Origin of the sequence: Streptomyces anulatus (assembly GCF_014650675.1) — a bacterium.
Classification (GTDB): Bacteria; Actinomycetota; Actinomycetes; order Streptomycetales; family Streptomycetaceae; genus Streptomyces; species Streptomyces anulatus.
The window spans coordinates 323,943-348,577 of sequence record NZ_BMVK01000004.1 but is presented as its reverse complement, the minus strand read 5'-3'; the positions used below and the strand labels follow the sequence as shown (position 1 = coordinate 348,577).

The 24,635-nt window shown below is 71.5% G+C and carries 21 protein-coding genes and 1 pseudogene; 8 read left to right on the top strand and 14 right to left on the bottom strand.

What is annotated here, in order from left to right; genetic code table 11:
* Window positions 1-29: 29 nt before the first annotated feature.
* From hpnC to IE272_RS13120, 8 genes are all read right to left on the bottom strand, one after another.
* The gene (gene hpnC / locus IE272_RS13155) at window positions 30-941 is read right to left on the bottom strand and encodes a squalene synthase HpnC (protein ID WP_050362116.1); all 912 of its coding nucleotides are present in this window, start codon (window positions 939-941) and stop codon (window positions 30-32) included.
* A gap of 413 nt (window positions 942-1,354) precedes the next feature.
* Entirely contained in the window at window positions 1,355-2,140 is a 786-nt protein-coding gene (locus IE272_RS13150; RefSeq protein ID WP_050362118.1) for an ABC transporter ATP-binding protein, read from the bottom strand.
* Window positions 2,133-3,062, bottom strand: a complete 930-nt coding sequence (locus IE272_RS13145) for an ABC transporter permease (RefSeq protein ID WP_050362119.1) — start codon at window positions 3,060-3,062, stop codon at window positions 2,133-2,135. Before IE272_RS13145 ends, IE272_RS13150 begins: the two co-directional genes overlap by 8 nt.
* A gap of 101 nt (window positions 3,063-3,163) precedes the next feature.
* Complete coding sequence (locus IE272_RS13140; RefSeq protein ID WP_007452393.1) at window positions 3,164-4,036, bottom strand: glycosyltransferase family 2 protein; 873 nt, start codon at window positions 4,034-4,036, stop codon at window positions 3,164-3,166.
* Between the two features lie 8 nt (window positions 4,037-4,044).
* Window positions 4,045-4,824 carry a CDP-alcohol phosphatidyltransferase family protein gene (locus IE272_RS13135; protein ID WP_073742675.1) on the bottom strand — a complete coding sequence of 260 codons (780 nt, stop codon included), beginning with the start codon at window positions 4,822-4,824 and terminating at the stop codon, window positions 4,045-4,047.
* Window positions 4,802-5,863, bottom strand: coding sequence for an iron-containing alcohol dehydrogenase family protein (locus IE272_RS13130; RefSeq protein ID WP_050362121.1), 1,062 nt, complete (start codon window positions 5,861-5,863; stop codon window positions 4,802-4,804). The genes IE272_RS13135 and IE272_RS13130 overlap by 23 nt, the downstream gene beginning before the upstream one ends.
* Window positions 5,851-6,588: a phosphocholine cytidylyltransferase family protein gene (locus tag IE272_RS13125; protein WP_007452390.1), complete on the bottom strand. Its 738-nt coding sequence runs from the start codon at window positions 6,586-6,588 to the stop codon at window positions 5,851-5,853. The genes IE272_RS13130 and IE272_RS13125 overlap by 13 nt, the downstream gene beginning before the upstream one ends.
* Window positions 6,585-8,339: a DUF5941 domain-containing protein gene (locus IE272_RS13120; protein WP_190006896.1), complete on the bottom strand. Its 1,755-nt coding sequence runs from the start codon at window positions 8,337-8,339 to the stop codon at window positions 6,585-6,587. Before IE272_RS13120 ends, IE272_RS13125 begins: the two co-directional genes overlap by 4 nt.
* Before the next feature lie 475 nt (window positions 8,340-8,814).
* Between IE272_RS13120 and galE the strand changes: the two genes are divergently transcribed.
* The 4 genes and pseudogenes from galE (at window position 8,815) to idi (ending at window position 12,514) form a co-directional block, all read left to right on the top strand.
* A complete protein-coding gene (gene galE / locus IE272_RS13115) occupies window positions 8,815-9,804 on the top strand; it encodes a UDP-glucose 4-epimerase GalE (RefSeq protein WP_050362124.1) in 990 nt (329 codons plus the stop codon).
* 193 nt (window positions 9,805-9,997) lie between these two features.
* Complete coding sequence (locus IE272_RS13110; protein ID WP_190006895.1) at window positions 9,998-10,939, top strand: cation diffusion facilitator family transporter; 942 nt, start codon at window positions 9,998-10,000, stop codon at window positions 10,937-10,939.
* A 288-nt stretch (window positions 10,940-11,227) separates the two neighbouring features.
* Window positions 11,228-11,773 (top strand): annotated as a pseudogene (locus IE272_RS13105) (GNAT family N-acetyltransferase); the annotation flags it as partial.
* A gap of 147 nt (window positions 11,774-11,920) precedes the next feature.
* Window positions 11,921-12,514 carry an isopentenyl-diphosphate Delta-isomerase gene (gene idi, locus IE272_RS13100; RefSeq protein ID WP_050362125.1) on the top strand — a complete coding sequence of 198 codons (594 nt, stop codon included), beginning with the start codon at window positions 11,921-11,923 and terminating at the stop codon, window positions 12,512-12,514.
* A 27-nt stretch (window positions 12,515-12,541) separates the two neighbouring features.
* Here the strand turns inward: idi and IE272_RS13095 are convergent, their stop codons facing one another.
* A complete protein-coding gene (locus IE272_RS13095) occupies window positions 12,542-12,997 on the bottom strand; it encodes an ATP-binding protein (RefSeq protein WP_032792249.1) in 456 nt (151 codons plus the stop codon).
* Between the two features lie 146 nt (window positions 12,998-13,143).
* Window positions 13,144-13,767: an HdeD family acid-resistance protein gene (locus tag IE272_RS13090; RefSeq protein ID WP_190006894.1), complete on the bottom strand. Its 624-nt coding sequence runs from the start codon at window positions 13,765-13,767 to the stop codon at window positions 13,144-13,146.
* A gap of 80 nt (window positions 13,768-13,847) precedes the next feature.
* On the opposite strand from IE272_RS13090, the gene IE272_RS13085 reads away from it, so the two are divergent.
* The gene (locus IE272_RS13085) at window positions 13,848-14,612 is read left to right on the top strand and encodes an enoyl-CoA hydratase/isomerase family protein (protein WP_050362127.1); all 765 of its coding nucleotides are present in this window, start codon (window positions 13,848-13,850) and stop codon (window positions 14,610-14,612) included.
* Here the strand turns inward: IE272_RS13085 and IE272_RS13080 are convergent.
* Together IE272_RS13080 and IE272_RS13075 are read right to left on the bottom strand one after the other, a co-directional pair.
* Entirely contained in the window at window positions 14,602-15,237 is a 636-nt protein-coding gene (locus tag IE272_RS13080; protein WP_050362128.1) for a DJ-1/PfpI family protein, read from the bottom strand. The genes IE272_RS13085 and IE272_RS13080 overlap by 11 nt on opposite strands.
* A gap of 109 nt (window positions 15,238-15,346) precedes the next feature.
* On the bottom strand, window positions 15,347-16,309 hold the full coding sequence (locus IE272_RS13075; RefSeq protein WP_056705593.1) for a GlxA family transcriptional regulator: 963 nt from the start codon (window positions 16,307-16,309) through the stop codon (window positions 15,347-15,349).
* A 169-nt stretch (window positions 16,310-16,478) separates the two neighbouring features.
* Here IE272_RS13075 and IE272_RS13070 point away from each other — a divergent pair, with 169 nt between their 5' ends.
* Together IE272_RS13070 and IE272_RS13065 are read left to right on the top strand one after the other, a co-directional pair.
* Window positions 16,479-17,348: an SCO6745 family protein gene (locus IE272_RS13070; protein ID WP_050362131.1), complete on the top strand. Its 870-nt coding sequence runs from the start codon at window positions 16,479-16,481 to the stop codon at window positions 17,346-17,348.
* 202 nt (window positions 17,349-17,550) lie between these two features.
* Window positions 17,551-20,001 (top strand): Tex family protein, encoded by a 2,451-nt coding sequence (locus IE272_RS13065; protein WP_057666945.1) that lies wholly within the window; start codon window positions 17,551-17,553, stop codon window positions 19,999-20,001.
* Between the two features lie 60 nt (window positions 20,002-20,061).
* Here IE272_RS13065 and IE272_RS13060 read toward each other — a convergent pair whose 3' ends face one another.
* Window positions 20,062-21,699, bottom strand: coding sequence for an ABC-F family ATP-binding cassette domain-containing protein (locus IE272_RS13060; RefSeq protein ID WP_050362133.1), 1,638 nt, complete (start codon window positions 21,697-21,699; stop codon window positions 20,062-20,064).
* Between the two features lie 115 nt (window positions 21,700-21,814).
* Here IE272_RS13060 and IE272_RS13055 point away from each other — a divergent pair, with 115 nt between their 5' ends.
* The gene (locus IE272_RS13055) at window positions 21,815-22,747 is read left to right on the top strand and encodes an FAD-dependent oxidoreductase (protein ID WP_107085818.1); all 933 of its coding nucleotides are present in this window, start codon (window positions 21,815-21,817) and stop codon (window positions 22,745-22,747) included.
* Window positions 22,748-22,857: 110 nt separating this feature from the next.
* Here the strand turns inward: IE272_RS13055 and IE272_RS13050 are convergent, their stop codons facing one another.
* Window positions 22,858-24,624 (bottom strand): BCCT family transporter, encoded by a 1,767-nt coding sequence (locus tag IE272_RS13050; RefSeq protein WP_050362135.1) that lies wholly within the window; start codon window positions 24,622-24,624, stop codon window positions 22,858-22,860.
* Between the last annotated feature and the right edge of the window lie 11 nt (window positions 24,625-24,635).

Here is a 24,635-nt window from a genome sequence, read left to right as displayed (position 1 = left end):
GTACGTCGTCTGTCCCTCCACGGTCCGGCTCACCTCTCTCCACGCGCTCTTCGCAAGACGATTCCCACTTCGCGCAGCAGGCTGGGCTTGGTGGGCTTGGGCGGTCCGGGCAGTACGTCGAACCCGGCGGCCGAGATCGCCGTGAGCGCGCTGCGCCCGCCGCCGACGAATCCGGCCAGGAGCAGCTTGAGCCTGCCGTTGACGCTACCCACCAGCGGGGGGCCTTCGTTCAGCAGCTCGCTCGCGCGCTGGGCCTCGTACGCGATCAGGGCGCGGACACCGGCTCCGGCGGAGGGCGCGGCCAGGTCGGATTCGGCGACCCGGAAGCGCTCCATGTCCTCGGCGGGCAGATAGATCCGGTCGCGTTCCAGGTCCTCGGCCACGTCCTGCAGATGCTCGACGATCTGGAGCGCGGTGCAGACCGCGTCGGAGCGGCGGATGCGTTCCGGGCTCGCGGTGCCGGTGAGGGCGAGGACCAGGCGGCCGACCGGGTTCGCCGAGAGCTCGCAGTAGGCGGCGAGCTCGGCGTAGGTGCCGTAACGGCGGATCTTCTGGTCCTGGCGGTTGGCCTCGATCAGGCCGAGAAAGGGCTCGGGGGTGAGCGCGCGGCGCCGCACGGTGGGGCGCAGGTTGCGCAGCAGCGGGTGGTGCGGCTCCTCGCCGGTGGTGGCGAAGACCCGGTGCAGGTCGGTCTCGAAGGCGTCGAGCATGGCGAGGCGGTCGTCGCTCTGTTCCGGCTCCAGGCCGAGGTGACGGGCGTCGGCGCCGCCGGGGGCGAGGTCGCCGTCGCCGATGTCGTCGACGAGCCGGGCGAAGCCGTAGACCGCCATCAGGTCGTCGCGCCAGGCGCGGGGCAGGAAGAAGGGCGCCACGGGGAAATTCTCGTCCGCGGCCTTGCCCAGGGTGGCGTCACCGATGCGCGTGTCGGGGGTCGAGGTCACTGCGGACCGCCCGGCGCGGGGACGGCGAAACCACGCCGGAGCTGGAGATCTTCCGTCATTGCCGTCACATCTCCCGTTCTACACTGCTGATCCAAAACAACCCTTTTCGGACACGCCGTTCAGCCTTCCGAGTGCACTGCGGCAGAGCGGCCGGTGCCGGGGCTTATCGCCCTACTTGCCATGAATCAGCACCACTACAGCTTACGTTGTACAGCTCACAGGAGATCGGCGGGGTGGAGCGCCCGCCGCCGTTTCCCGGCCATGCCCGTCAACCTTCCCCGCGCGCGGCGGAATTGACGTCATCCGCCGGGAGGAGATCGCCCCTGGGGCCTACTGCGGACGGTCCGCACGGCGCCGAACACCGCACGGCCCCCGCCGGACCGGTCCGGCGGGGGCCACGGAGTACCTTCGGGCTACTTGCCCGTTTCGCGTTCGTACGCCTTGAGGACTTCCTCGGTGGGACCGTCCATCAGGAGTTCGCCCTTCTCCAGCCACAGCGCGCGGTCGCAGGTGTCCCTGATCGACTTGTTGTTGTGGCTGACCAGGAAGACGGTGCCCGCCTCCTTGCGCAGCTCGCGGATCCGCTCCTCCGAGCGGACCCGGAACTTGCGGTCACCGGTGGCCAGCGCCTCGTCGATCATGAGGACGTCGTGGTTCTTGGCGGCGGCGATCGAGAAGCGCAGCCGCGCCGCCATACCGGAGGAGTACGTCCGCATCGGCAGGGTGATGAAGTCGCCCTTCTCGTTGATGCCGGAGAATTCCACGATCTCCTGGTAGCGCTGACGGATCTCGTCCTGGCTCATGCCCATCGCCAGCCCGCCGAGCACGACGTTGCGCTCACCGGTCAGATCGCTCATCAGCGCGGCGTTCACACCGAGCAGCGAGGGCTGACCGTCCGTGTACACGTGGCCGGACTCGGTCGGCAGCAGGCCGGCGATGGCGCGCAGCAACGTCGACTTGCCGGAGCCGTTGGTGCCGATGAGACCGATGGCCTCGCCGCGGTAGGCGGTGAAGGAGACACCGCGCACGGCGTGCACCTTCCGGACGCCCCGCGGCTCGCCCTTGCCGCGCCGCATCATGCGGCTCAGCGCGGCGGTGGCGCTGCCCCGGCCCCCGCCAGTGCCGTTGACCCGGTACACGATGTGCACGTCGTCGGCGATCACCGTGGGGATGCGCCCCTGTGCGTTGTCCTCAGCCACGGCCGTACCGTTCCTCTGCCTTCCAGAAGTACACGAATCCCACGACGCCCAGCAGCACGGCCCAGCCCACACCGACGGCCCAGACGTGGTCCGGCAGGTTTTCGGAGCCGTATCCGTCGATCAGGGCGAAGCGGACCAGGTCCATGTAGATCGCCGCCGGGTTGTACTGCAGCACGTCCGCGATCCAGGCCGGTTTGTCCTTGAGCATCACCGGGATGGAGAACATGACGCCCGAGGCGTACATCCAGGTCCGCATGACGAACGGCATCAGCTGCGCGAGGTCGGGGGTCTTGGAGCCGAGCCGGGCCATGACGAGGGCCAGGCCCGTATTGAAGAAGAACTGGAGAATCAGGGCGGGGATCACCAGCAGCCAGGACAGCGAGGGGTAGCTGCCGAAGATGATGGCGACCGCGACCAGCACGATCATCGAGAACAGCAGCTGCTGGAGCTGCTGGAGCGAGAAGGAGATGGGCAGCGAGGCCCGGGGGAAGTGGAGGGCCCGGACCAGTCCGAGGTTGCCGGAGATCGAGCGGACGCCCGCCATCACCGAACTCTGGGTGAAGGTGAAGACGAAGACGCCGGTGACCAGGAACGGCACGAAGACGTCGTGGGAAATCCCCTCCCTGGTCCCCAGGATCAGCCCGAAGATCAGGTAATAGACCGCGGCGTTCAGCAGGGGCGTGACCACTTGCCACAGCTGGCCCAGTTTGGCCTGGCTGTACTGCGCGGTCAGCTTCGCCCGGGAGAAGGCCAGGATGAAGTGGCGTCGTCCCCAGAGCTGTCGCATGTACGCGATCAGCCCCGGCCTGGCGCCGCTCACGGTCAGTCCGTACTTGGCGGCCAGCTGGGCCGCGTCGAGGCCCTCGTCGGCGGACGGCGGGGTCCCGAGGGCTACCCCACCGTCGTGGGTCGTGTCACTCACAAGTTGAAACTCTCGTCTTCACGCGCAGCCAGTCGCGGGCGCGGCTCAGGCGGACAGGTTCCGGAAAGAAAATACGCCTCATGCTCTCAGAGGAAAGCCTCTCAGATGACCGGAGGTCGGCCCAGCCTCGTCAGCCGCCACACCGTACGCCACTTCATCGGGCGCCGAGGCCCGCAGGGGGTCGACCAGCCTTCCCGGAATCCGCCGAACCATGCCTTCAGCGCGGGCGCCGAAGGACGTCTCACCAGGGTCAGCAGCAGCCAGACCCCCAGGTAGAGGGGGACCAGCGGGGCGGGCAGGTTCCGGCGGGCGAGCCAGACCCGGTTGCGGGCGACCATGCGGTGGTAGACCGCGTGCCGGGACGGGGCGGTGGTGGGGTGGTTCAGCACCATGTCCGCGCGGTAGTCGATCATCCACCCCGCGTCCAGCGCCCGCCAGGCCAGGTCCGTCTCCTCGTGGGCGTAGAAGAAGTCCTCCGGCAGCGGACCGACGTCGGCGATGACCCGGGTGCGTACGGCGTTGGCGCCGCCCAGGAACGTGGTCACGCGCGAGGAGCGCATCGGGTCGGCGGCCCGCAGCCGGGGCACGTGCCGCCGCTGGGTGGCGCCGGTGTCCGGATCGGCGATCCGGAAGGTGACGATCCCCAGCTCGGGGTCCGCCGCGAACGCCTGCCGGCACAGCTCGGCGGTGTCCCGGTTCGGGAGGAGCCCGTCGTCGTCCAGGAAGAGCAGCGCGTCCACGTCGGCGCCGGAGGGGCCGAACGCCTCGATGCCGACATTGCGGCCGCCGGGGATGCCCAGGTTCTCGGGCAGTTCCACCGTCCGCACCCCGGCGGGTACATCGGGGACCGGGGCTCCGTTGCCGACCACCACGACCTCGATCCGGTCACCGTGCTGGGCGGTGACCGAATCGAGGAGGGCGCGGAGCTCGTCCGGGCGGTTGCCCATGGTGATGATCACCGCGCCCAGTTTCATGGGAAAGGTCACTTCAGCCTGCTGGACGCCAGGACGGACACCAGGTGCAGCAGGGTCTGCAGCAGCGCGATGCCGGCCATCACCGCGACGGTCAGGCGGGTGTAGAAGAGGTCGCCCCCGATCGCGTCGATCACGGCCACCAGGAGGATCACCAGCGAGGCCTCGATCCCGAGGATCAGCCGGTGGAACTTGAGCGCCCCGGCCGCCCTGCGGGCCAGCGCCATGCCGGAGGAGCGCGGCTCGGACGCCGCCTCCTTCACCGGTGGCATCCCGCCCTGGTGGCGGGCCACGCCGACCAGGTCCGTCTCGGCCTTGATGAGGATCGCGCCGAGCGCGGCGAGCGTCCCGAGGAACGCCCAGAGCCAGTCGATCCGGCCCTCGCCCCAGATGTCGGCGGCGCGCAGGCCGAGGCCGACGAGCACCGCCGCGTCGCACAGATAGGCGGCGACCCGGTCCAGGTAGACCCCGCTGAGCGAGTACTGCTTCTTCCAGCGGGCCAGCTCGCCGTCCACGCAGTCGAACAGCAGGTAGAGCTGGACCATCACCACGCCGAGCACGGCGCCCCAGACGCCCGGCACCAGCAGCGCCGGGGCGGCCAGCGCGCCGGCCAGCGTCATCACGTACGTGACCTGGTTCGGCGTGACGCGGGTGTTGACCAGGTAGCGGTCCACGCGCAGCGAGATCTCGCGCATGTACATGCGCCCGGCCCAGTGCTCGCCGCTGCGCCGGTCCTTCACGCCCGGGGGGTGAACGACCGGACGGAGTTCAGCTACTGATGGTCGTCGCATAGTCGGCGTACGCGTCCCTGATCTGGTCGGTGGACAGGTTGAGGTGCTCCAGGACCGTGAAGCGTCCCGGACGCGTCTGCGGCGCGTAGTCGACGGCCCTGACGAACTCGTCGACGCTGAACCCGATCTCCTCCGGCAGGACCGGCAGACCGTGGCGGCGCAGTATCGATGCCATCAGGAGGGACTCCTGGCGGGCACCGCGCAGATGCATGGCGAAGCAGGCGCCGAGGCCGACCTGCTCGCCGTGGCTGGCCGCGCGCTGGGGGAACAGCAGGTCGAAGGCGTGGTTGATCTCGTGGCAGGCGCCGGAGGCCGGGCGGGAGTCGCCCGCGACCGACATCGAGATGCCGGTCAGCACGAGCCCCTCGGCCAGCACCTTCAGGAAGGCGTCGTCGCCGACCCCGCCGGGGTGGCGCAGCACTGCCTCGCCCGCCTGGCGGGCCATCGCGGCCGCCAGGCCGTCGATCTCCTCGCCGTTGACCTCGTGGGCCAGCTCCCAGTCGGCGACACAGGAGATGTTCGAGATCGCGTCGCCGATGCCGGAACGGACGTAACGGGCGGGCGCCTCACGGATCACGTCGAGGTCGATGACCACGGCGATCGGGGTGGGGACCCCGTAGGAGCCGCGCCCGTTGTCGTTGTCCAGCGTGGCGACCGGCGAGCACAGGCCGTCGTGCGAGAGGTTCGTCGCGACGGCGACCATGGGCAGCCCGACCCGCGCCGCGGCGTACTTCGCCACGTCGATGATCTTGCCGCCGCCGAGGCCGACGACGGCGTCGTACCGGTTGCCCTTGATGCCGTCGGCGAGCTTCACCGCCGAGTCGATCGTGCCGTCGGACACCGGATACCAGTCGGCACCCGGCAGGACCGGGGCGAGCCTCTCCCGCAGGGCGCGCCCGGAGCCGTCGCTGATCGCGATGGCGAGCTTGCCCGAGGAGGAGATCCGCTGATCGGCCAGGAGACCCGCCAGATCGTCCATGGCGCCGCGCCGGATGTCGACGACGACCGGGGACGGAATGAGCCGGGTCAGTACTGGCACGCGATCTCACGGCCCTTCTTGAGGTCGTCGTGGTTGTCGATCTCGACCCAGGTCACGGTGCCGATGGGGGCCACGTCGACGGTGAAGCCGCGGTTGACGAGCTCCTGGTAGCCGTCCTCGTAGTACAGGTCGGGGTCGCGCTCGAAGGTGGTCTTCAGCGCGTCCGCAAGCTCCTCGGCGGCCTCGGCCTCGATGAGGGTGACGCCGATGTACTCGCCGGTCGCGGTGGCCGGGTCCATCAGCTTCGTGATTCGCTGGACGCCCTTGCCCTCCTCCGTGATGACCTTCATCTCCTCGTCGGCGAGGACCTTCTCGGTGTCCAGGGCGAGGATGATCTTCTGGCCCTTGCCGCGGGCGTCCAGGAGGGTCTTCTCGACGGAGACCGGGTGCACGGTGTCGCCGTTGGCGAGGATCACGCCGCGCTTGATGACGTCACGGGCGCACCAGAGGGAGTAGGCGTTGTTCCACTCCTCGGCCTTGTCGTTGTCGATGAGCGTGAGGGTGACGCCGTAGGTCGCTTCCAGCTCGGCCTTGCGGGCGTAGACGGCCTCCTTGCGGTAGCCGACGACGATCGCGACCTCGGTGAGTCCGACCTCGGCGAAGTTGGCGAGCGTGAGGTCGAGGACCGTCTTGTCGCCGTCGACAGGGACGAGCGCCTTGGGAAGCGTGTCCGTGTAGGGGCGCAGACGTCGTCCTGCACCGGCTGCCAGTACGAGGCCGATCATGCGAGTTCTCCTTCGTCGTGTACGGCGGGGGCCGAGGAGGACACCCAGAAGCGGATGGACTCCACGAGCACCACCAGAGCCACGGCGACCGCGAGCGCGGTCAGGGCCGTGGTGAAACCTGAGGTGTGGGTGAGTACGGCGGCGAGGACGACCACCAGCGCGGTCCGGCCCTCGTGTCCACCGATCGTCCGCACCAGCCACTGGGGCGGCGCGCCGGTGCCTCCGCGAATGCGGTACACCGTGTCGTAGTGATGGTAGGCGACGGCCGAGACCAGCCCGAAGGCTGCCGGAACGGCGTGCGGGACGTCGCTGCGGGCCGCCAGCACCAGGATCGTGACGTACTCCGCGGCCCGGAAGAACGGCGGCACCAGCCAGTCCAGCGCGCCCTTCAGCGGGCGGGCGACGGCGAGGCCGGAGAGGACCACGTACACCGCGGCCGCGGCGACGGTCAGCGGGCTGCCGTACGGGAGGAAGAGGGCACCGCCGATCATGACCAGCGTCCCGAGCAGGGCGACGGCCGGGGCGGTGAACGCGCCCCGGAGTCCGGGGGCGACGGCCGCGACGGCCTGGGCGAGGGGGCCGGAGTCGGCGAGGTCCGCGAGGGCCCGGGCGGCGCGGTCGGTGCGGCTGGCCCTGCGGGTCAGCGAGCGCAGCAGGCGGCCGGCCGTGGTGTAGCAGGCGGCCAAGGAGCAGCCGACGAGCAGGGCGTAGAAGACGACGCGGGGGGTGGTGAGCGCGGTGAGCACGGCGATCATGGCCCAGCGCTCACCGATCGGCAGCACGATCATCCGCCGCACCCAGACCGTCCAGCCGACGTTGTCGAGCTTGTCGGAGAGGGCGGCGGTGGGGCTGGTGTTGGCGACCGCGTCGTGGTTGGCCTCGTTGAACGAGAAGTCCACAACGTGGCGGCAGGCCTGGAGGACCATCGCGCCGAGTGCGAGGGCCCACACGTCGTCGCCGCCGCGTACGGCGCCGATGGCGAGCCCGGCGTAGTACGCGTACTCCTTGGCCCGGTCGAAGGTGGCGTCCAGCCAGGCTCCCATCGTGGAGTACTGCAGCGAGTAGCGGGCGAGCTGCCCGTCGGTGCAGTCCAGCACGAAGGAGACCAGGAGCAGGATCCCGGCGGCGACGTAGCCGCCCCGGGTGCCGGTGGCCGCGCTGCCGGCCGCGATGAGCGCGGTGATCAGCGAGGCGGTGGTGACCTGGTTCGGGGTGAGGTTGCGGCGGGCGCACCAACGGGCGATGTAGCGGGAGTAGGGGCTGATGCAGTACGTGGTGAAGAACCCGTCGTGGGCCTTCACCGCGTTGCGCAGCCGTACCGCCTCGTCGTCGACCGAGGCGAGGCCCGCCTCGGCGGCGGCCTGCTGCTCCGGGTCCGTGGGGACGACCGCGACGAGCGAGCCGAGGGCGGGGCGCTGTACGGCGGTGCCCTCGGCCTCCAGTGCGACGGCGATCCGGCCGGGGACGGTGCGGTCCTCGGGCGCGGGGTCGGCGTCCGGCTCGACGACCGGGGCGCCCGCGCCGACCGCGGCGGCGGTGCGGTGCAGGGCGCGCAGCAGGGCGCCGCGCGCCTCGGGCTGGGCGGTGAGCGCGCCCGGGACGGTGGCGGCGGGGAAGCGCGGGTCGGTCAGCCCGAGCCGCAGCGCGTGGACGTGGCCCACGAAACGCGGGTCGACGAGGGCGACCCGGCGGCCTGCCGGGACGGCGGCGAGGAGCGTTGCGGCGTCACCGGCGTCGGCGGCGGTCTGCACGTCGAAGCCCAGGGACCGCAGATCGTCCGCGAGCGACGACCCGGGTACCGGCGCACCGGTGAGGATGGCGGTCGACAGACGAACTCACTCCTTGGCACTGACGTGGACGGCACGCGGCGGCACGGCCACGGGGCGGGCCGGCGGCGTGTCGGCTGAGGCTATCGGATGAACGGAAGGCCGAATTCACCGCCCGTTTGTGCGCTGTACGGGTGGACCTGCAAGCCCGGGCGGCGTTGGCGATCATCATCATCGATCGGGGGCCCGGCCCACAAACCGCCGGTCGGTGCCGGAGGGCGGGCCAGGGCCTGTCGTTCGGATCAGGCCGGATCAGGGAGCGGGGTCCGGTGCGTGCAGCTGCAAGGCGGAGGATTGAGGCAACGCGGAGCGTTGGTGACTGATGACAACGCCGCAGATGCGCGTGCCGGGGCACGCGAGCCCGGCATGATCCGAACGACAGGCCCTTAGGCTGACGGGCATGACATGGCTGATCACAGGCGGGGCGGGATACATCGGGGCACATGTGGCGCGGGCCATGGTGGCGGCGGGCGAGCGGGTCGTGGTGCTCGACGACCGCTCCAGCGGCATCGTGGAACGGTTGCCGGACGCGGTCACGCTGGTGGAGGGCTCGGCCTCCGACCGGGCTCTGCTGGACCGGGTGCTGGCCGACCACGCGGTGAGCGGTGTGGTGCATCTCGCGGCGAAGAAGCAGGTCGGCGAGTCCGTGGAGAAGCCGCTGCTGTACTACCGGGAGAACGTGGCCGGGCTGGCCGTCCTGCTGGAGGCCGTGGTCGCGGCGGGGGTGTCGCGCTTCCTCTTCTCGTCGTCGGCGGCCGTCTACGGCGTACCGGACGTGGACCTCATCACGGAGGAGACGCCCTGTCTCCCGATCAATCCGTACGGCGAGACCAAGCTCACCGGTGAGTGGCTGGTGCGGGCCGCCGGGAAGGCCCACGGGATCTCGACCGCCTGTCTGCGGTACTTCAACGTGGCGGGCGCCGCCGCACCCGAGCTCGCGGACACCGGGGTCTTCAACATCGTGCCGATGATGTTCGAGCGGCTGACGCGTGGTGAGGCCCCGCGGATCTTCGGCGACGACTACCCGACGCCGGACGGCACCTGCGTCCGCGACTACATCCATGTCGCCGATCTGGCGGATGCGCATCTCGCCGTCGCGCGGCGGCTGGACGGAGCGGGCGCCGGCGACCTGACGCTGAACGTCGGCCGGGGCGAGGGGGTCTCGGTCCGGGAGCTGGCCGAGGTGATCGGCGAGGTGACGGGCCGCGGCCCGAAGCCGGTGGTCGAGGCGCGCCGGGCCGGTGACGCGCCGAAGGCGGTGGCGTCGGCCGCGCGGATCACCGAGGAGCTGGGCTGGACGGCACGGCGGGATGTGCGCGAGATGGTGGAGTCGGCCTGGGAGGGCTGGTGCCTGCGCCACCCCGAGGCGCTGGACGAGCGACGTCCGTGACGGGCGGCGGGGGCCTCTCGGCCGTGCGCGAGTGATCGTGTCAATGCTCTGACCTGCGGAACGTTTCCGCAGGTCAGAGCACATGACAACGGTGTTCAGTGCCGTGTTGCCTGATACCCCCCACCCGTAGTTCACTGGCCATGTCGGGGCGGTTTCGCCCCGGCGCCGACGCACGGACCTGGAGGCGTTTCGCATGGGGGCTGGCCACGATCACGGGCATACGCACGGCGGGCCGCCACCGACGGGCACGGCGGCCGCCGCGTACCGGGGCAGGCTCCGGGTGGCCCTGGCAATCACGCTGAGCGTGATGGTCATGGAGATCGTCGGCGGGGTGCTCTCCGACTCGCTGGCCCTGATCGCGGACGCCGCCCACATGGCCACCGACGCCCTGGGGCTCGGGATGGCGCTGCTCGCCATCCACTTCGCCAACCGTCCGGCCGGGCCGAACCGCACCTTCGGTTTCGCCCGAGCGGAGATCCTGGCGGCGCTCGCGAACTGTCTGCTGCTGCTGGGGGTCGGCGGCTATCTGGTCTTCGAGGCGGTCGAGCGGTTCATCACCCCGGCCGAGACGAAGGGCGGCCTGGCCATCGCGTTCGCCGCCGTCGGTCTCGTGGCCAACGTCGTCTCCCTCTCGCTGCTGACGCGCGGGCAGCAGGAGAGCCTGAACGTGCGGGGCGCCTATCTGGAGGTGCTGGCCGACACCCTGGGCTCGCTCGCCGTGATCATCTCGGCCGGCGTCATCATGGCGACCGGCTGGCAGCCCGCCGACCCGATCGCCTCCCTGGTGATCGGCCTGATGATCGTCCCCCGGACCGTGAAGCTGCTGCGGGAGACCCTGAACGTGCTCCTGGAGGCGGCGCCCAAGGGTGTGGACATGGCGAAGGTACGGGCCCACATCACGGAGCTGCCCGGGGTCCTGGACGTCCACGATCTGCACGCCTGGACGATCACCTCGGGCATGCCGGTGCTCTCCGCCCACGTGGTGGTGCGTCAGGAGATGCTCGACTCGATAGGGCACGAGAAGGTGCTGCACGAGCTGCAGGGCTGCCTCGGGGACCACTTCGACGTGGAGCACTGCACCTTCCAGCTGGAGCCGAGCGGTCACGCGGAGCACGAGGCGCGGCTCTGCCACTGAGGCCCTCCGCGTGCGGGCCGAGGGGTGCTAGTCTCGGTTCGCTGAGACGTTCGAGTCTCGCGGTGGAGCGGAGCCCGGTGACACCGGGACCCTGACGAGAGGAGCTGAGGTTGATGACGGTCACGACGACGCCTTCCCGGCGCGGTAATCGATCCTTCCTCATCTCCCGGGTTTCCGGCTAGGTCCGCTTCTTCCCGGATCGGGTCGGAGCCCTCACACTCAAGGGTTCCCACGTTGACCGACCACACTGACAACGCCTCGCGCACCGAGGCGTCCTCCACCCCCGACGAGTACGGCCACGGCGTGTATGTGCCGCGCCCCGTCGATCCTCGATGGACCACCCGTCCGGAGACACCGGCGGACCGTGCTGCCGTGCACGCGATCAACACGGCCGCTTTCCCGACCCGGGACGAGGCCGACCTCGTGGACGCCCTGCGGGCCGACGCCGAGGCCTGGCTGCCGGAGCTCGGCCATGTCGCCGAGGCCCCGGACGGTTCCCCGGCGGCGTACGCGCTGCTGACCCGCTGCCGGGTCGGCGACGCCCCGGCGCTCGCACTGGCCCCGGTGGCCACCTCTCCCGCGTACCAGCGGCAGGGTGCCGGGCAGGCCGTGGTGCGGGCGGTGCTGAACGCCGCCCGGATGCGCGGTGAGGCGCTGGTGCTGGTGCTCGGCCATCCCGAGTACTACCCGCGCTTCGGTTTCGTACCGGCCTCGCGGTACGGAATCCGGCCAGGTTTCGAGGTGCCGGACGAGGCGATGATGGCCCTGGTACTGGACGATTCCGTCCCTGTTCCGGCGGGCATGATCCGTTATCCGGCGGCCTTCGGGGTCTGATGACCCGTCCGTCCCGCCGTGCCCGAGGGGCGCGGCGGGACGGACATGCCCGGACCCGAAGTGCGGACAAGCGGCTTTTGTACGGCAGACTTGACCGGACTCCAGGGGTCCGGCGCACGAGGCCGGGGACCAAAGCGAAGGATGGGTATGCCGACCACACCAGCCACCGCGACGCACAGCTCGTCGAACGGCACCGCAGAAGCGATCATGCTCGAACTGGTCGACGAGAACGGCACCACCATCGGCACCGCGGAGAAGCTGGCGGCCCACCAGGCCCCCGGGCAGCTGCACCGCGCGTTCTCCGTGTTCCTCTTCGACGAGCAGGGGCGGCTCCTGCTCCAGCGCCGGGCACTCGGCAAGTACCACTCCCCCGGCGTCTGGTCGAACACCTGCTGCGGGCACCCCTATCCGGGCGAGGCCCCGTTCGCGGCCGCCGCCCGGCGTACGTACGAGGAGCTCGGGCTCTCCCCCTCGCTGCTGGCCGAGGCCGGAACGGTCCGCTACAACCACCCGGATCCCGCCTCGGGCCTGGTGGAGCAGGAGTTCAACCACCTGTTCGTGGGGATGGCGCAGACGGCGCTGAAGCCGGACCCCGAAGAGGTCGGGGAGACCGCCTTCGTGACGGCGGCGGAGCTGGCGGAGCGGCACGCGCGGGCGCCGTTCTCGGCGTGGTTCATGACGGTGCTGGACGCGGCGCGGCCGGCGATCCGTGAGCTGACGGGCCCCTCCGCGGGCTGGTGAACCCTCGCTCGTATCCGTACGGGGCGGTCAGAGCTGCGTCTTCAACGGCAGCGCCGCCCAGATGATCTTTCCGCCGCTCGCGGTGTGCTCGACGTCGCAGGTGCCGCCCGCCTCGGCGGTGATCACCTTGACCAGCAGCAGGCCCCGGCCGCCGGTCTGCGCGTAGTCGGTCTCCAGGGCGGTGGGGCGGTAGGGGTGGTTGTCCTCGACCGACACTCTGACCCAGTCGGCGGCGATGGCCACCTCGACGGCCAGCTCGGGCGAGAGGAGCGCCGCGTGCTTGACGGCGTTGGTGACCAGCTCCGAGACGATCAGCAGGAGCCCCTGGAGGATGTCGTCCTCGATCGGCACGCCCTGCCTGCCGAGGAGGTCGCGTACGGCGTGCCGGGCGCTCGGCACGGAGGCGTCCACGGCGGAGGCGGTGAAGCGCCACACCCCCTCGTACGACACGGGGTCGGCGGGGGCACTCCCGAGGCTCTCCATCGTCCGGCACCAGCTCTCACTCGCACTGCACTGACCGTCGAGTAAAGAGTGTTGGGAATGGCCTGGTCCGGACCGTGCCACTGACCGGAAGTAGCCAGGTATCGGCGCTATTTGACCAAACGCGCGTGTCCCCGACAGCCCAGGGACTACTTCTGCTCGCCTTCTGGTGATGTGAACGGCTCGTCCGAGTTCGGAGCAGTTTCATCGAGCCGCCCCGCGACCATGCTGACGATCCGTCGGCCACCGAGACCGAAGGCGATCAGTCCGAGACCGTCGAACAACAGGGCCAGCGAGAAGAAGCAGCCGAGGACGTAGAGGCTGCTGTGCGGCCAGTCGAACAGCACCAGCAGGCCCAGGAGCAGGCCGAAGGCTCCCTGCAGCAGCGTCCAGCCCATCTGCGGACCGCGCACCACGACGCTGCCGACCAGCCGGAAGACCCCGCCGGTCAGGAAGAGCAGGGCGGCGAACATGGTCAGCGCCTCGGCCGTGCCCTCGGGGTGCTTGATGACGACGACGCCGGCGGCGATGTTGAGGGCCGCGACCACCACGCCCAGCCAGAAGTAGTTCGTGCCGCGTGACTCGATCGCGTGCAGAAGCCCGACCAGACCGCCGACGAGCAGCAGCCAGCCGAAGAGCAGCATCGAGGTGAGCGTGGCGACGCCGGTGTAGACGAGGCCGATGACGCCCGCGATCACCAGCAGCGTGCCGAGCAGGGCGAGCCAGCCGAAACTGCGGCTGAGCTTCCTGCCCTCGACGGTGGGTTCGTTCATCGACGACTCCTTACGGTGCGTGCCCGCCCCGCGACCCCTTCTTGATCATAGGTTCGAACCCTCCGGATAGCATCCGGCGCATGGACCGTACGGAACCCCGGCTGATCACGTCCGTCGAGCGCGGCGTCGCCACCGTCGTGATCGCGAACCCGGCCAAGCGCAACGCGATGACCACCGCGATGTGGCGGAGTCTGCCGGAGCTGCTGGAGCGGCTCGCGGCCGACCCGGCGGTCCGGGTGCTGGTGCTGACCGGAGCCGGGGACACCTTCTGCGCCGGGGCCGACATCTCCACGCTGCGGGAGATCCCGGAATCCGCCCAGGGCCTGGCGGTGGCGGCCGAGGACGCGCTCGCCGCGTTCCCCCGGCCGACGCTGGCCGCCGTACGCGGCTACTGCGTGGGCGGCGGCAGTCAGCTCGCGGCCGCCTGCGATCTGCGGTTCACGGAGGAGGGGGCCTCCTTCGGGGTCACCCCGGCCAAGCTCGGCATCGTCTACCCCGCCTCCTCGACCCGGCGGCTGGTCGCACTCGTCGGACCGGCCACGGCCAAGCATCTGCTGTTCTCCGGCGAGCTGATCGACACGGAGCGGGCGCTGCGCACCGGCCTGGTCGACGAGGTGCTGCCCTCGGGCGGCCTGGACGAGCGGGTCGAGGAGTACGTACGGGTCCTGGCGTCCCGGTCCCTGCTCACCCAGGCCGCGGCGAAGGAGTTCGCGGCGGGCCGGACGGACCGGGACGCCCACTGGGCCGGGGAGGCGCGGGGTAGCGGTGACACGGCGGAGGGCGTCGCCGCGTTCCTGGAGCGGCGCGCGCCCCGGTTCACCTGGACCACGGGGCCTACCGCGTGATGTGACGGCTCCTGGCCCGCCATTCCTCGACGAGGGCCGCGGGCGCCTTCTCCGGTGATCCGCAGTCGTAGGGCGGCTGCGGGTCGTACTCCGTGAGCAGCTGCACCGAGCGCGCCACGTCGTCGCCCGCGATCCGGCCGAGCAGGGTCAGCCCCATGTCGATGCCGGAGGAGACCCCGGCGGCGGTGACGTACTTGCCGTCGAGGACGACGCGCTCCCCGGTGGGCTCGACGCCGAACTCCTTCAGCGCCTCCAGCGCCAGCCAGTGCGAGGTGGCCCTCCTGCCCTTCAGGAGCCCGGCCGCGGCCAGCAGCAGCGAACCGGTGCAGACGGAGGTCGTCCAGGTGCTGGTGGCGTCGACCGAGCGCAGCCAGCCGAGCAGGGCCTCGTTCTCCATCTGGTCGCTCTGGCCGGGACCGCCGGGGACGATCACCAGGTCCGGGGAGGGCACCTCGGCGAGCGTCTTCTCCGCGACGAGCGCGAGGCTCCCGCTGTCGTTGCGGACGGGGCCGGTCCGTTCGGCGACGAAGACGGGCTCGGCGCCGGGCGCACGGCTGAGGATCTCGTAGGGGCCCACCGCGTCCAGGGCGGTGAAACGGTCGAAGAGCAGGATGGCGATCTGCACGGGAGCTGCCTCTCGGTTCGGTCGGTGGCGGTTCTGGCGACGGTCGGGCGCTGTTGTGACGGCGCTGTCGGCGGTCAGGGTGCAGTTGACGATCGGGCGCTGTCGGCGGTCAGGTGCTGGATGCGGGGGTGCGGAAGCGGCGGCGGTATTCGGCAGGCGCCGTCGCGAGGGTCTTCACGAAGGCACGGCGCATGGCTTCCGGGGTGCCGTAGCCACTGGCGCGGGCGATCCGCTCGACACCGTCGGCGGTGTCCTCCAGGAGCCGGCGGGCGTGCTCCAGGCGGACGCGCTCGACGTACCGCCCGGGGGTCGTTCCGGTCTCCGCCCGGAACGCGCGGGCGAAGTGCCGGGGCGAGAGCCGGGCGCGGGCCGCGAGGGCGTCGACCCCGAGGTCGGCGTCCGGGTGCTGGGTGATCCAGTGCTGGACCTCGCGCAGCGGTTCGCGCCGGGCGGTCTGGGCGCTGAGCTGGGCGCTGAACTGGGCCTGGTTCCCGGGGCGGCGCAGGAACACCACGAGGTGCCGGGCGATGTCCAGGGCGAGGTCCCGGCCGTGGTCCTCCTCGACGAGCGCGAGCGCGAGGTCGATGCCCGCGGTGACGCCCGCCGAGGTGGCCAGTCTCCCGTCCCGTACGAAGATCGGTTCGGGGTCGACCCGGACGGCCGGGTAGTCGCGGGCCAGCCGCTCGCAGTAGTTCCAGTGGGTGGTGACCCGGTGGCCGTCCAGCAGGCCCGCCTCGGCCAGCAGCAGGGCGCCGGTGCACACGGAGACGAGCCGCTCCGCCCTCGGCCCGTGCTCGCGCAGCCAGCCGGTCAGCTCCGGGTGGGAGCCGCGGGTGCCCTGCCCGCCGGGCACCAGCAGGGTGTGCGGTGCGGGCGCGTCGGCCAGGCTGCTGTCGGGCACCAGGGTCAGGCCGCAGGTGGACCGGACGGGTCCGCCGTCGAGCGAGGCGGTCCGCAGGTCGTAGGAGACGCCCGGAGACCGGGAGGCTCCGGCGAAGACCTCCATCGGGCCGGTGGCGTCGAGACTCTGGATGCCATCGAAGAGGACGACGAGGACGGTTCGCTGCTTCACGTCCGCCATCCTGTGCGGTGGGCGACGATGGCCGCAATGACGAGTACCCCACCTTTCCTGCCATCGGCCTGCCCTCGATCAGCGCTCGGCCTACGCTGGACCCGCGCTGGAGGATCGTTCCGTTCCCCCGGGGTTCCACTCCGTACCGACCAGTCGGTAACGTGCTGGTATGAGTAATCTCCCGGCCCGCGCGGAGCGCCGCTGCCACAACGCCGTCAACCCACTGCACTCCTGCATCTTCTTCTCCCCCGACCTCGGTGCGGAGATGGCGAAGATCGGCATCGAGGATCCCGCCGCCGCCTACTTCGCAACCCGGGCCGCCGCGCTCGGCGCGGTGGGCGCGGGGACCGTCGGCGCCACCTTCTACAACTTCAACCCCGTGCTGGTGGCCCGCCATGTGCCGGCCGTCTGGGAGACCGCCTCCCCCGACGTGGTTCTCGACGCCCGGATACGGGCGGCGGACTCCACGCTGCGGCGGCTGCTCGGCGAGGAGATCATCGCCTCCGACGAGATGGCGGAGGCGGCCCGCCTCGCGCTGCGCGCCACCGAGGCCTGCACCCCGCACGCCCGCCCGCTGTACGCCGCGCACGCGGATCTGCCGGTGCCCGAGGAGCCGCACCTGGCGTTCTGGCACGCCACGACCCTGCTGCGCGAGCACCGGGGCGACGCGCATCTCGCCGCCCTGCTCGCGGCCGGCCTGGACCCGCTCGAATCGCTCGTCAGCCACACGGCCACCGGCAAGGGCATGGCGATCGGCTGGATCCTGTCCACCCGCGGCTGGCGCCGCACCGACTGGGAGGCGGCGTCCGACCGGCTGCGGGAGCGCGGACTGGTGGCCGACGGCGAGGAGTTGGCGCTGACCGGGGCGGGCACGGCGCTGCGCGCGGAGATCGAGGAGGCGACGGACCGCATGGACACCGCCCCGTACCGGCACCTGGGCGCGGAGGGCGTGGAGCGGCTCACCGAACTCGCGCGCGGCTTCCTCTTCACGGCCGCCGCCGCGGGCGCCTTCCCGGCCTCGGCGACCGGCCAGGGCTGACCCGGGACAGGCCCCCGCACCGCCCGGGGCCCCCGCACCGGTGCGGGGGCCCCGGGCGTGTTGCCCGAGGTCACGCGACACGGCCCCCGGCCACCCGGCACAATGCAGACCAGGGGGGATGCCCCCCGGCAAGCAAGAACGTGCTCATCGCGACACGAGCACGGCCAGCACAGCCAGTACGAGAAGGCGAGTCGGGAAAACCGTGACGACGTCCATCGAAGGCAGGATCGCCGAGGAGCTCGGCGTACGTGAGCGACAGGTCAGGGCGGCCGTCGAGCTGCTCGACGGCGGATCGACCGTGCCGTTCATCGCGCGCTACCGCAAGGAGGCGACCGAATCCCTCGACGATGCGCAGCTGCGCACGCTGGAGGAACGGCTGCGCTATCTGCGGGAGCTGGAGGAGCGGCGTACGTCGATCCTCGAATCCGTGCGTGAGCAGGGCAAGCTCGACGCCGCGCTGGAGGCGAGCATCCGGGCCGCCGAGACCAAGGCGCGCCTGGAGGACATCTACCTGCCGTTCAAGCCGAAGCGGCGGACGAAGGCGCAGATCGCCCGGGAGGCGGGGCTCGAACCGCTGGCGGACGGGCTGCTCGGCGACCCGTCGGTCGACCCGCTCGCGGCGGCCGCCGCGTTCGTGGACGGCGACAAGGGCGTCGCGGACGCGGCCGCCGCCCTGGACGGGGCCCGGTCGATCCTCACGGAGCGGTTCTCCGAGGACGCCGACCTGACCGGCGAGCTGCGCGAACGCATGTGGACGCGCGGCCGGCTCGCGGCGAAGGTGCGCGAGGGCCAGGAGGAGGCCGGCGCGAAGTTCGCCGACTACTTCGACTTCGCGGAACCGTTCACCGCGCTGCCCTCGCACCGGGTGCTCGCCATGCTGCGCGGCGAGAAGGAGAACGTGCTCGACCTGGTCCTGGAACCGGAGGAGCCGGAGGCCGCCGACCGGCCCGGCCCCTCCGCCTACGAGAACATGGTCGCCCGTCGCTTCGACATCGCTGACCGGGGCCGCCCCGGCGACAAGTGGCTCGGCGACACCGTGCGTTGGGCGTGGCGGACCCGGATCCAGGTGCACCTCGGCATCGACCTGCGGCTGCGGCTGCGCACGGCGGCGGAGGACGAGGCGGTGCGGGTCTTCGCCTCGAACCTGCGCGACCTGCTGCTCGCCGCCCCGGCAGGGACCCGGGCCACGCTGGGCCTGGACCCCGGATTCCGTACGGGGGTGAAGGTCGCGGTCGTCGACGCCACCGGCAAGGTGGTGGCCACCGATGTGATCCACCCGCATGTGCCCGCCAACAAGTGGGACCAGGCGCTGGCGAAGCTCGCGCACCTCGCGAAGGAGCACGCGGTCGACCTGATCGCGATCGGCAACGGCACGGCGTCCCGCGAGACGGACAAGCTCGCCGGTGAACTGATCGACAAGCACCCGGAGTTGAAGCTCACCAAGGTGATGGTCTCGGAGGCGGGCGCTTCGGTGTACTCCGCCTCCGCGTTCGCCTCGCAGGAACTGCCCGACATGGACGTGTCGTTGCGCGGCGCGGTCTCCATCGCGCGGCGGCTCCAGGACCCGCTGGCCGAGCTGGTGAAGATCGACCCGAAGTCGATCGGCGTCGGCCAGTACCAGCACGACCTGTCCGAGGTGAAGCTGTCCCGTTCGCTGGACGCGGTCGTCGAGGACTGTGTGAACGGGGTCGGGGTGGACGTCAACACCGCGTCCGCGCCGCTGCTTTCGCGGGTGTCGGGCATCAGCTCGGGCCTCGCGGAGAACATCGTCGCGCACCGGGACTCCAACGGCCCGTTCCGGTCCCGCAAGGCCCTCAAGGACGTGGCGCGGCTCGGCCCGAAGGCGTACGAGCAGTGCGCGGGCTTCCTCCGGATCCGGGGCGGCGACGACCCGCTCGACGGCTCCAGCGTGCACCCCGAGGCCTACCCGGTGGTGCGGCGGATGGGGAAGACGTCGGGTGGCGAGGTGGCCTCGCTGATCGGCAATGCGGAGGCCCTGCGCGCTCTGCGGGCCGCGGACTTCGTGGACGACATGTTCGGGCTGCCGACCGTGACGGACATCCTCAAGGAGTTGGAGAAGCCGGGGCGCGACCCGCGTCCGGCGTTCCGCACCGCGACCTTCAAGGAGGGCGTCGAGAAGCTCGGCGACCTGGAGCCCGGCATGGTGCTGGAGGGCGTCGTGACCAACGTGGCGGCGTTCGGCGCGTTCGTCGACGTCGGCGTCCACCAGGACGGTCTGGTGCACGTCTCGGCACTGTCGAAGACGTTCGTGAAGGACCCGCGCGATGTCGTGAAGCCCGGGGACATCGTGAAGGTCAAGGTCATGGAGGTCGACGTGCAGCGCAAGCGGATCTCGCTGACGCTGCGGCTGGACGACGAGCCCGGCGCGGGCGGCGGCTCCGGCGGCGGGCAGCAGGGCCGCGGCGAGCGGGGCGGCCGTCCCCCGAAGCAACGCCAGGGCCAGAGCCAGGGGCAGCCGTCCGGTGGCGGCCAGGGCCGACAGGGTGGCGGCGGCCGGGACCGGCGCGGCGGTGGCGGCGGCGCGTCCCGGCAGGGCCAGGGGGCTCCGGCGCCGGCCAACAGCGCCATGGCGGACGCGCTGCGGCGGGCCGGGCTGACCGACCCGAAGCAGGGCGGCGGCCGGGGACGCTGAACGAAGCGGGTGGTGGGGGCGGGTCGCCGTGTGCGGCCCGCCCCCACCCCGTGAACGACCTCAGACTTCCTTGACCTGGCCGTCGGCCACCTCGATGCGGCGGGTCGTGCGGACCGCCTCCAGCATCCGCCGGTCGTGGGTGACCAGCAGCAGGGTGCCCGTGTACGTCTCCAGGGCCGCCTCCAGCTGCTCGATGGCGGGCAGGTCCAGGTGGTTCGTCGGCTCGTCGAGCACCAGGAGGTTGACGCCCCGGCCCTGGAGCAGGGCGAGGGCGGCGCGGGTGCGCTCCCCCGGGGACAGGCTGGTCGCGGGGCGCATCACATGGTCGGCGCGGAGGCCGAACTTGGCGAGCAGCGTGCGGACTTCGGCCGGTTCCGTGTCGGGCACGGCCGCGCAGAACGCGTCCAGCAGCGACTGCGCGCCGAGGAACAGCTTGCGGGCCTGGTCCACTTCGCCGACGACGACGCCCGAACCGAGCGTGGCGTTCCCGGAGTCCAGCGGCAGCCGCTCCAGCAGGGCGGCCAGCAGCGTGGACTTGCCGGCGCCGTTGGCCCCGGTGATGGCGACCCGGTCCGCCCAGTCGATCTGGAGCGAGGCGGGTCCGAACGAGAAGTCGCCGCGCGCCACCTGGGCGTCGCGCAGGGTCGCGACGACGGATCCGGAGCGCGGGGCGGAGGCGATCTCCATCCGCAGCTCCCACTCCTTGCGCGGCTCCTCGACGACGTCGAGACGTTCGATCATGCGCTGGGTCTGCCGGGCCTTCGCGGCCTGCTTCTCGCTGGCCTCGCTGCGGGCGTTGCGGCCGAGCTTGTCGCCGTCGGTGGCCTTGCGGCGGGCGTTCTTGACTCCCTTGTCCATCCAGGAGCGCTGCATATGGCCGCGTGCTTCGAGGGACGCCTTCTTGTCGGCGTACTCCTCATAGCCCTCGCGGGCGTGCCGGCGGGCGGTCTCCCGCTCCTCCAGGTAGGCCGCGTAGCCACCGCCGTACAGGTTGATCTGTTGCTGCGCGAGGTCCAGCTCCAGCACCTTGGTGACCGTGCGCATCAGGAACTCGCGGTCGTGGCTGATGACGACGGTGCCCGCGCGCAGGCCGGACACGAAGCGCTCCAGGCGCTCCAGTCCGTCGAGGTCGAGGTCGTTGGTGGGCTCGTCGAGCAGGAAGACGTCGTAGCGGGAGAGGAGCAGCGAGGCGAGTCCCGCGCGGGCCGCCTGTCCGCCGGAGAGCGCGGTCATGGGCCGGTCGAGCCCCACGGTCAGGCCCAGCTCGGCGGCGACCTGCTCGGCCCGCTCCTCCAGGTCCGCGCCGCCGAGGGCGAGCCAGCGCTCCAGGGACTCGGAGTAGGCGTCGTCCGCGCCCGGGGCGCCCGCGACCAGGGCCTCGGTCGCCTCGTCCATGGTGCGCTGGGCGTCGGCGACGCCGGTGCGGCGGGCCAGGAACTCCGACACCGTCTCGCCGTCGCGACGCTCGGGCTCCTGCGGGAGGTGGCCGACGGTGGCGGTGGGCGGGGAGAGCCGCAGCTCGCCCTCCTCCGGGCGGTCGAGCCCGGCGAGCAGCCGGAGCAGGGACGATTTGCCCGCGCCGTTGACTCCGACGAGACCGATCACGTCACCGGGGGCGACGACGAGGTCGAGCCCGGCGAAGAGCGTGCGGTCGCCGTGTCCGGCGGCGAGGTCCTTGGCGACGAGAGTGGCAGTCATCAGGGTGTCGATCCTAATCGCCGCCGCTCCATGCCCATCGCCCCGTGCCCCTGGCCGCCGGTTTCCGGCTTCCGTTAGCGTCCGTGGAGCGACGGGCCCGTACCGAGGGACAGGAGTGACCGTGATGGCGGATGTGATCGTGGTGGGTGGCGGGGTCATCGGTCTGACCACCGCCGTGACGCTGGCGGAGCGCGGGCTGCGGGTGCGGGTCTGGTCGCGCGATCCGGCGGGGGCGACGACGTCGGCGGTGGCGGGGGCCCTGTGGTGGCCGTACCGGATCGAGCCCGCCGAGCGGGTGGGCGACTGGTCGCTGGCGACGCTGGCGGTGTACGAGGAGCTGTCGGGCGCCCCGGAGGAGACCGGCGTACGGCGGGTGGCGGGGCTGCACCACGGAAAACGGCTCGCGGCGCTGGGCGACTGGTCGGCCGGGCTGAAGGACGCCGCGGAGGTGCCCGAAGGGCTGCGGGTGACGCTGCCGCTGCTGGACATGCCCGTCCACCTGGCCTGGCTGGAGCGGCGGCTCGCGGCCGCGGGCGGGGCGGTGGAGCGGCGGGCGGTGGCGGGGTTCGGCGAGGCGGCGGAGCGGAGCCCGGTGGTGGTGAACTGCACGGGGCTCGGGGCGCGCGAGCTGGTGCCCGACGCCGGGGTGCGGCCGGTGCGGGGGCAGTTGGTCGCGGTGGAGAACCCGGGGATCGAGGAGTGGTACACGGAGGCGGATCCGGCGTCGGCCGCGACGACGTACTTCTTCCCGCAGCCGGGCCGGCTGGTGCTGGGCGGTACGGCCGAGGCGGACGATCCGCGCACGGAGCCCGACCCGGGGACGGCGCGGGCGATCGTGGCGCGGTGTGCGCGGATCCGGCCGGAGATCGCCGGCGCCCGGGTGCTCGGGCACCGGGTGGGGCTGCGGCCGGCGCGGGAGGCCGGGGTGCGGATCGAGTCGGAGGCGCTGCCGGGCGGCGGTCTGCTGGTGCACAACTACGGGCACGGCGGCGCGGGCGTGACCGTGGCATGGGGATGCGCGCGGGCGGCGGCGGCGCTGGTGGGCTGACCGGGGGCCTGCCGGGAACGGGTCCGCCCGGTGGCGCGCGGGTCACGGCGTACCGGAGCCCGCGACCGTTCGGCGGTCGCGGGCTCCGGTGCGGACGGTTGGTTCCCCGGTCAGTCGGAGGGGCGCTTCTCCGTGGCCGTGGAGCCCGAACCGGTGGGATCGGGCCTGTGGCGCTCGTCCGTGACGGTCGCGGCCCCGGGGCCGATGCGGATCTCGAAGTCGCCGTCGTACTTGGCGTGCCCCTCGATGACCGCGGACTCGACGGCCTCCACCCCGAACTCCTGGCGGACGATCTGCGGGTCCTTGCGCAGGTCCCGCATCAGGGCCACGCACATGCCGAGCATCACGATGGTGAAGGGGGCGGCGACCAGGATGGTGAGGTTCTGGAGCCCGGCCAGCGCATCACCCTGACCGTCACCGATGAGGAGCATGATCGCGGCGACGGCACCCGTGACGACACCCCAGAAGATGACCACCCAGCGGCCCGGCTCCAGGACGCCCTTCTGCGAGAGCGTGCCCATGACGATCGACGCGGCGTCCGCCCCGGAGACGAAGAAGATGCCCACCAGAATCATCACCAGAATGCTCATCACCGTGGCGATCGGGAACTCCTGGAGGACGCCGAAGAGCTGCGCCTCGGGGGTGTCCGCGCCCGCGAGTTTGCCCGCCTCGTCCAGCTTCATGGCCGAGCCGCCGAAGACGGCGAACCAGACGAGGCTGACCGTGCTGGGCACCAGGATGACACCGCCGACGAACTGACGGATCGTCCGGCCGCGGCTGATCCTGGCGATGAACATGCCGACGAAAGGCGTCCAGGAGATCCACCAGGCCCAGTAGAAGACCGTCCAGCTGCCGAGCCAGTCGGCCACGTCACCGCCGCCGGTCGCCTCCGTGCGTCCGACGAGCTGTCCCAGGTCGCTCACGTAGGCCCCGAGGGACGTGGGCAGGAGGTCGAGCACGAAGATCGTGGGTCCGGCGATGAACACGAACAGGACGAGGATCAGCGCCAGCACCATGTTGGTGTTGGAGAGCCACTGGATGCCCTTCTCCACACCGGATACCGCGGAGACGACGAAGCAGACCGTCAGTACGGCGATGATCGCGATGAGCAGACCGGTGCCGGTCTTCTCCATCCAGTTCAGTTCCTCGAAGCCGCTGCCGATCTGGAGCGCGCCGAGTCCGAGGGAGGCGGCCGAGCCGAACAGCGTCGCGAAGATCGCCAGGATGTCGATGAAACGGCCGAAACCGCCGTAGGCGTGCCGCTCGCCGATCAGCGGCACGAAGACGGCACTGATCGTCTGCCGCCGGCGCCGCCGGTAGGCGCTGTACGCGATGGCGAGCCCGACGACCGCGTAGATGGCCCAGGGGTGCAGCGTCCAGTGGAAGAGCGTGGTGGCCATCGCCGTCTGCATCGCCTCGGCGGCGTCGGCGGGGTCGGTGCCGGGCGGCGGGGTACGGAAGTGGGCGAGCGGCTCGCTCACGCCGTAGAACATCAAGCCGATGCCCATGCCGGCGCTGAACATCATCGCGACCCAGGAGATGGTCCGGAACTCCGGTTCCTCGCCCTCCTGGCCCAGGCAGATCTTGCCGTACCGGCTGATGGCCAGCCACAGCGCGAAGATGACGAAGCCGGTGGCAGCGAGCATGAAGGCCCAGCCGCCGTTGTGGATCAGCCCTTCGAGCAGGTCGCTGGAAACGCTCTCCAGGGAATCGGTGGCGGTCGCTCCCCATACGACGAAGGCGAGCGTGAGGACCGCGGCGACGCCGAACACCACTCGGTCGGTGGTGGGAGTCCTGGCACTGACCGGTTCAGGGGGAAGGTCGGCCGTGACCGACAGCCCTTCCCGCCCGTCCGTCGTCTGGTCGTCCTGGGACACGAATGGCACCT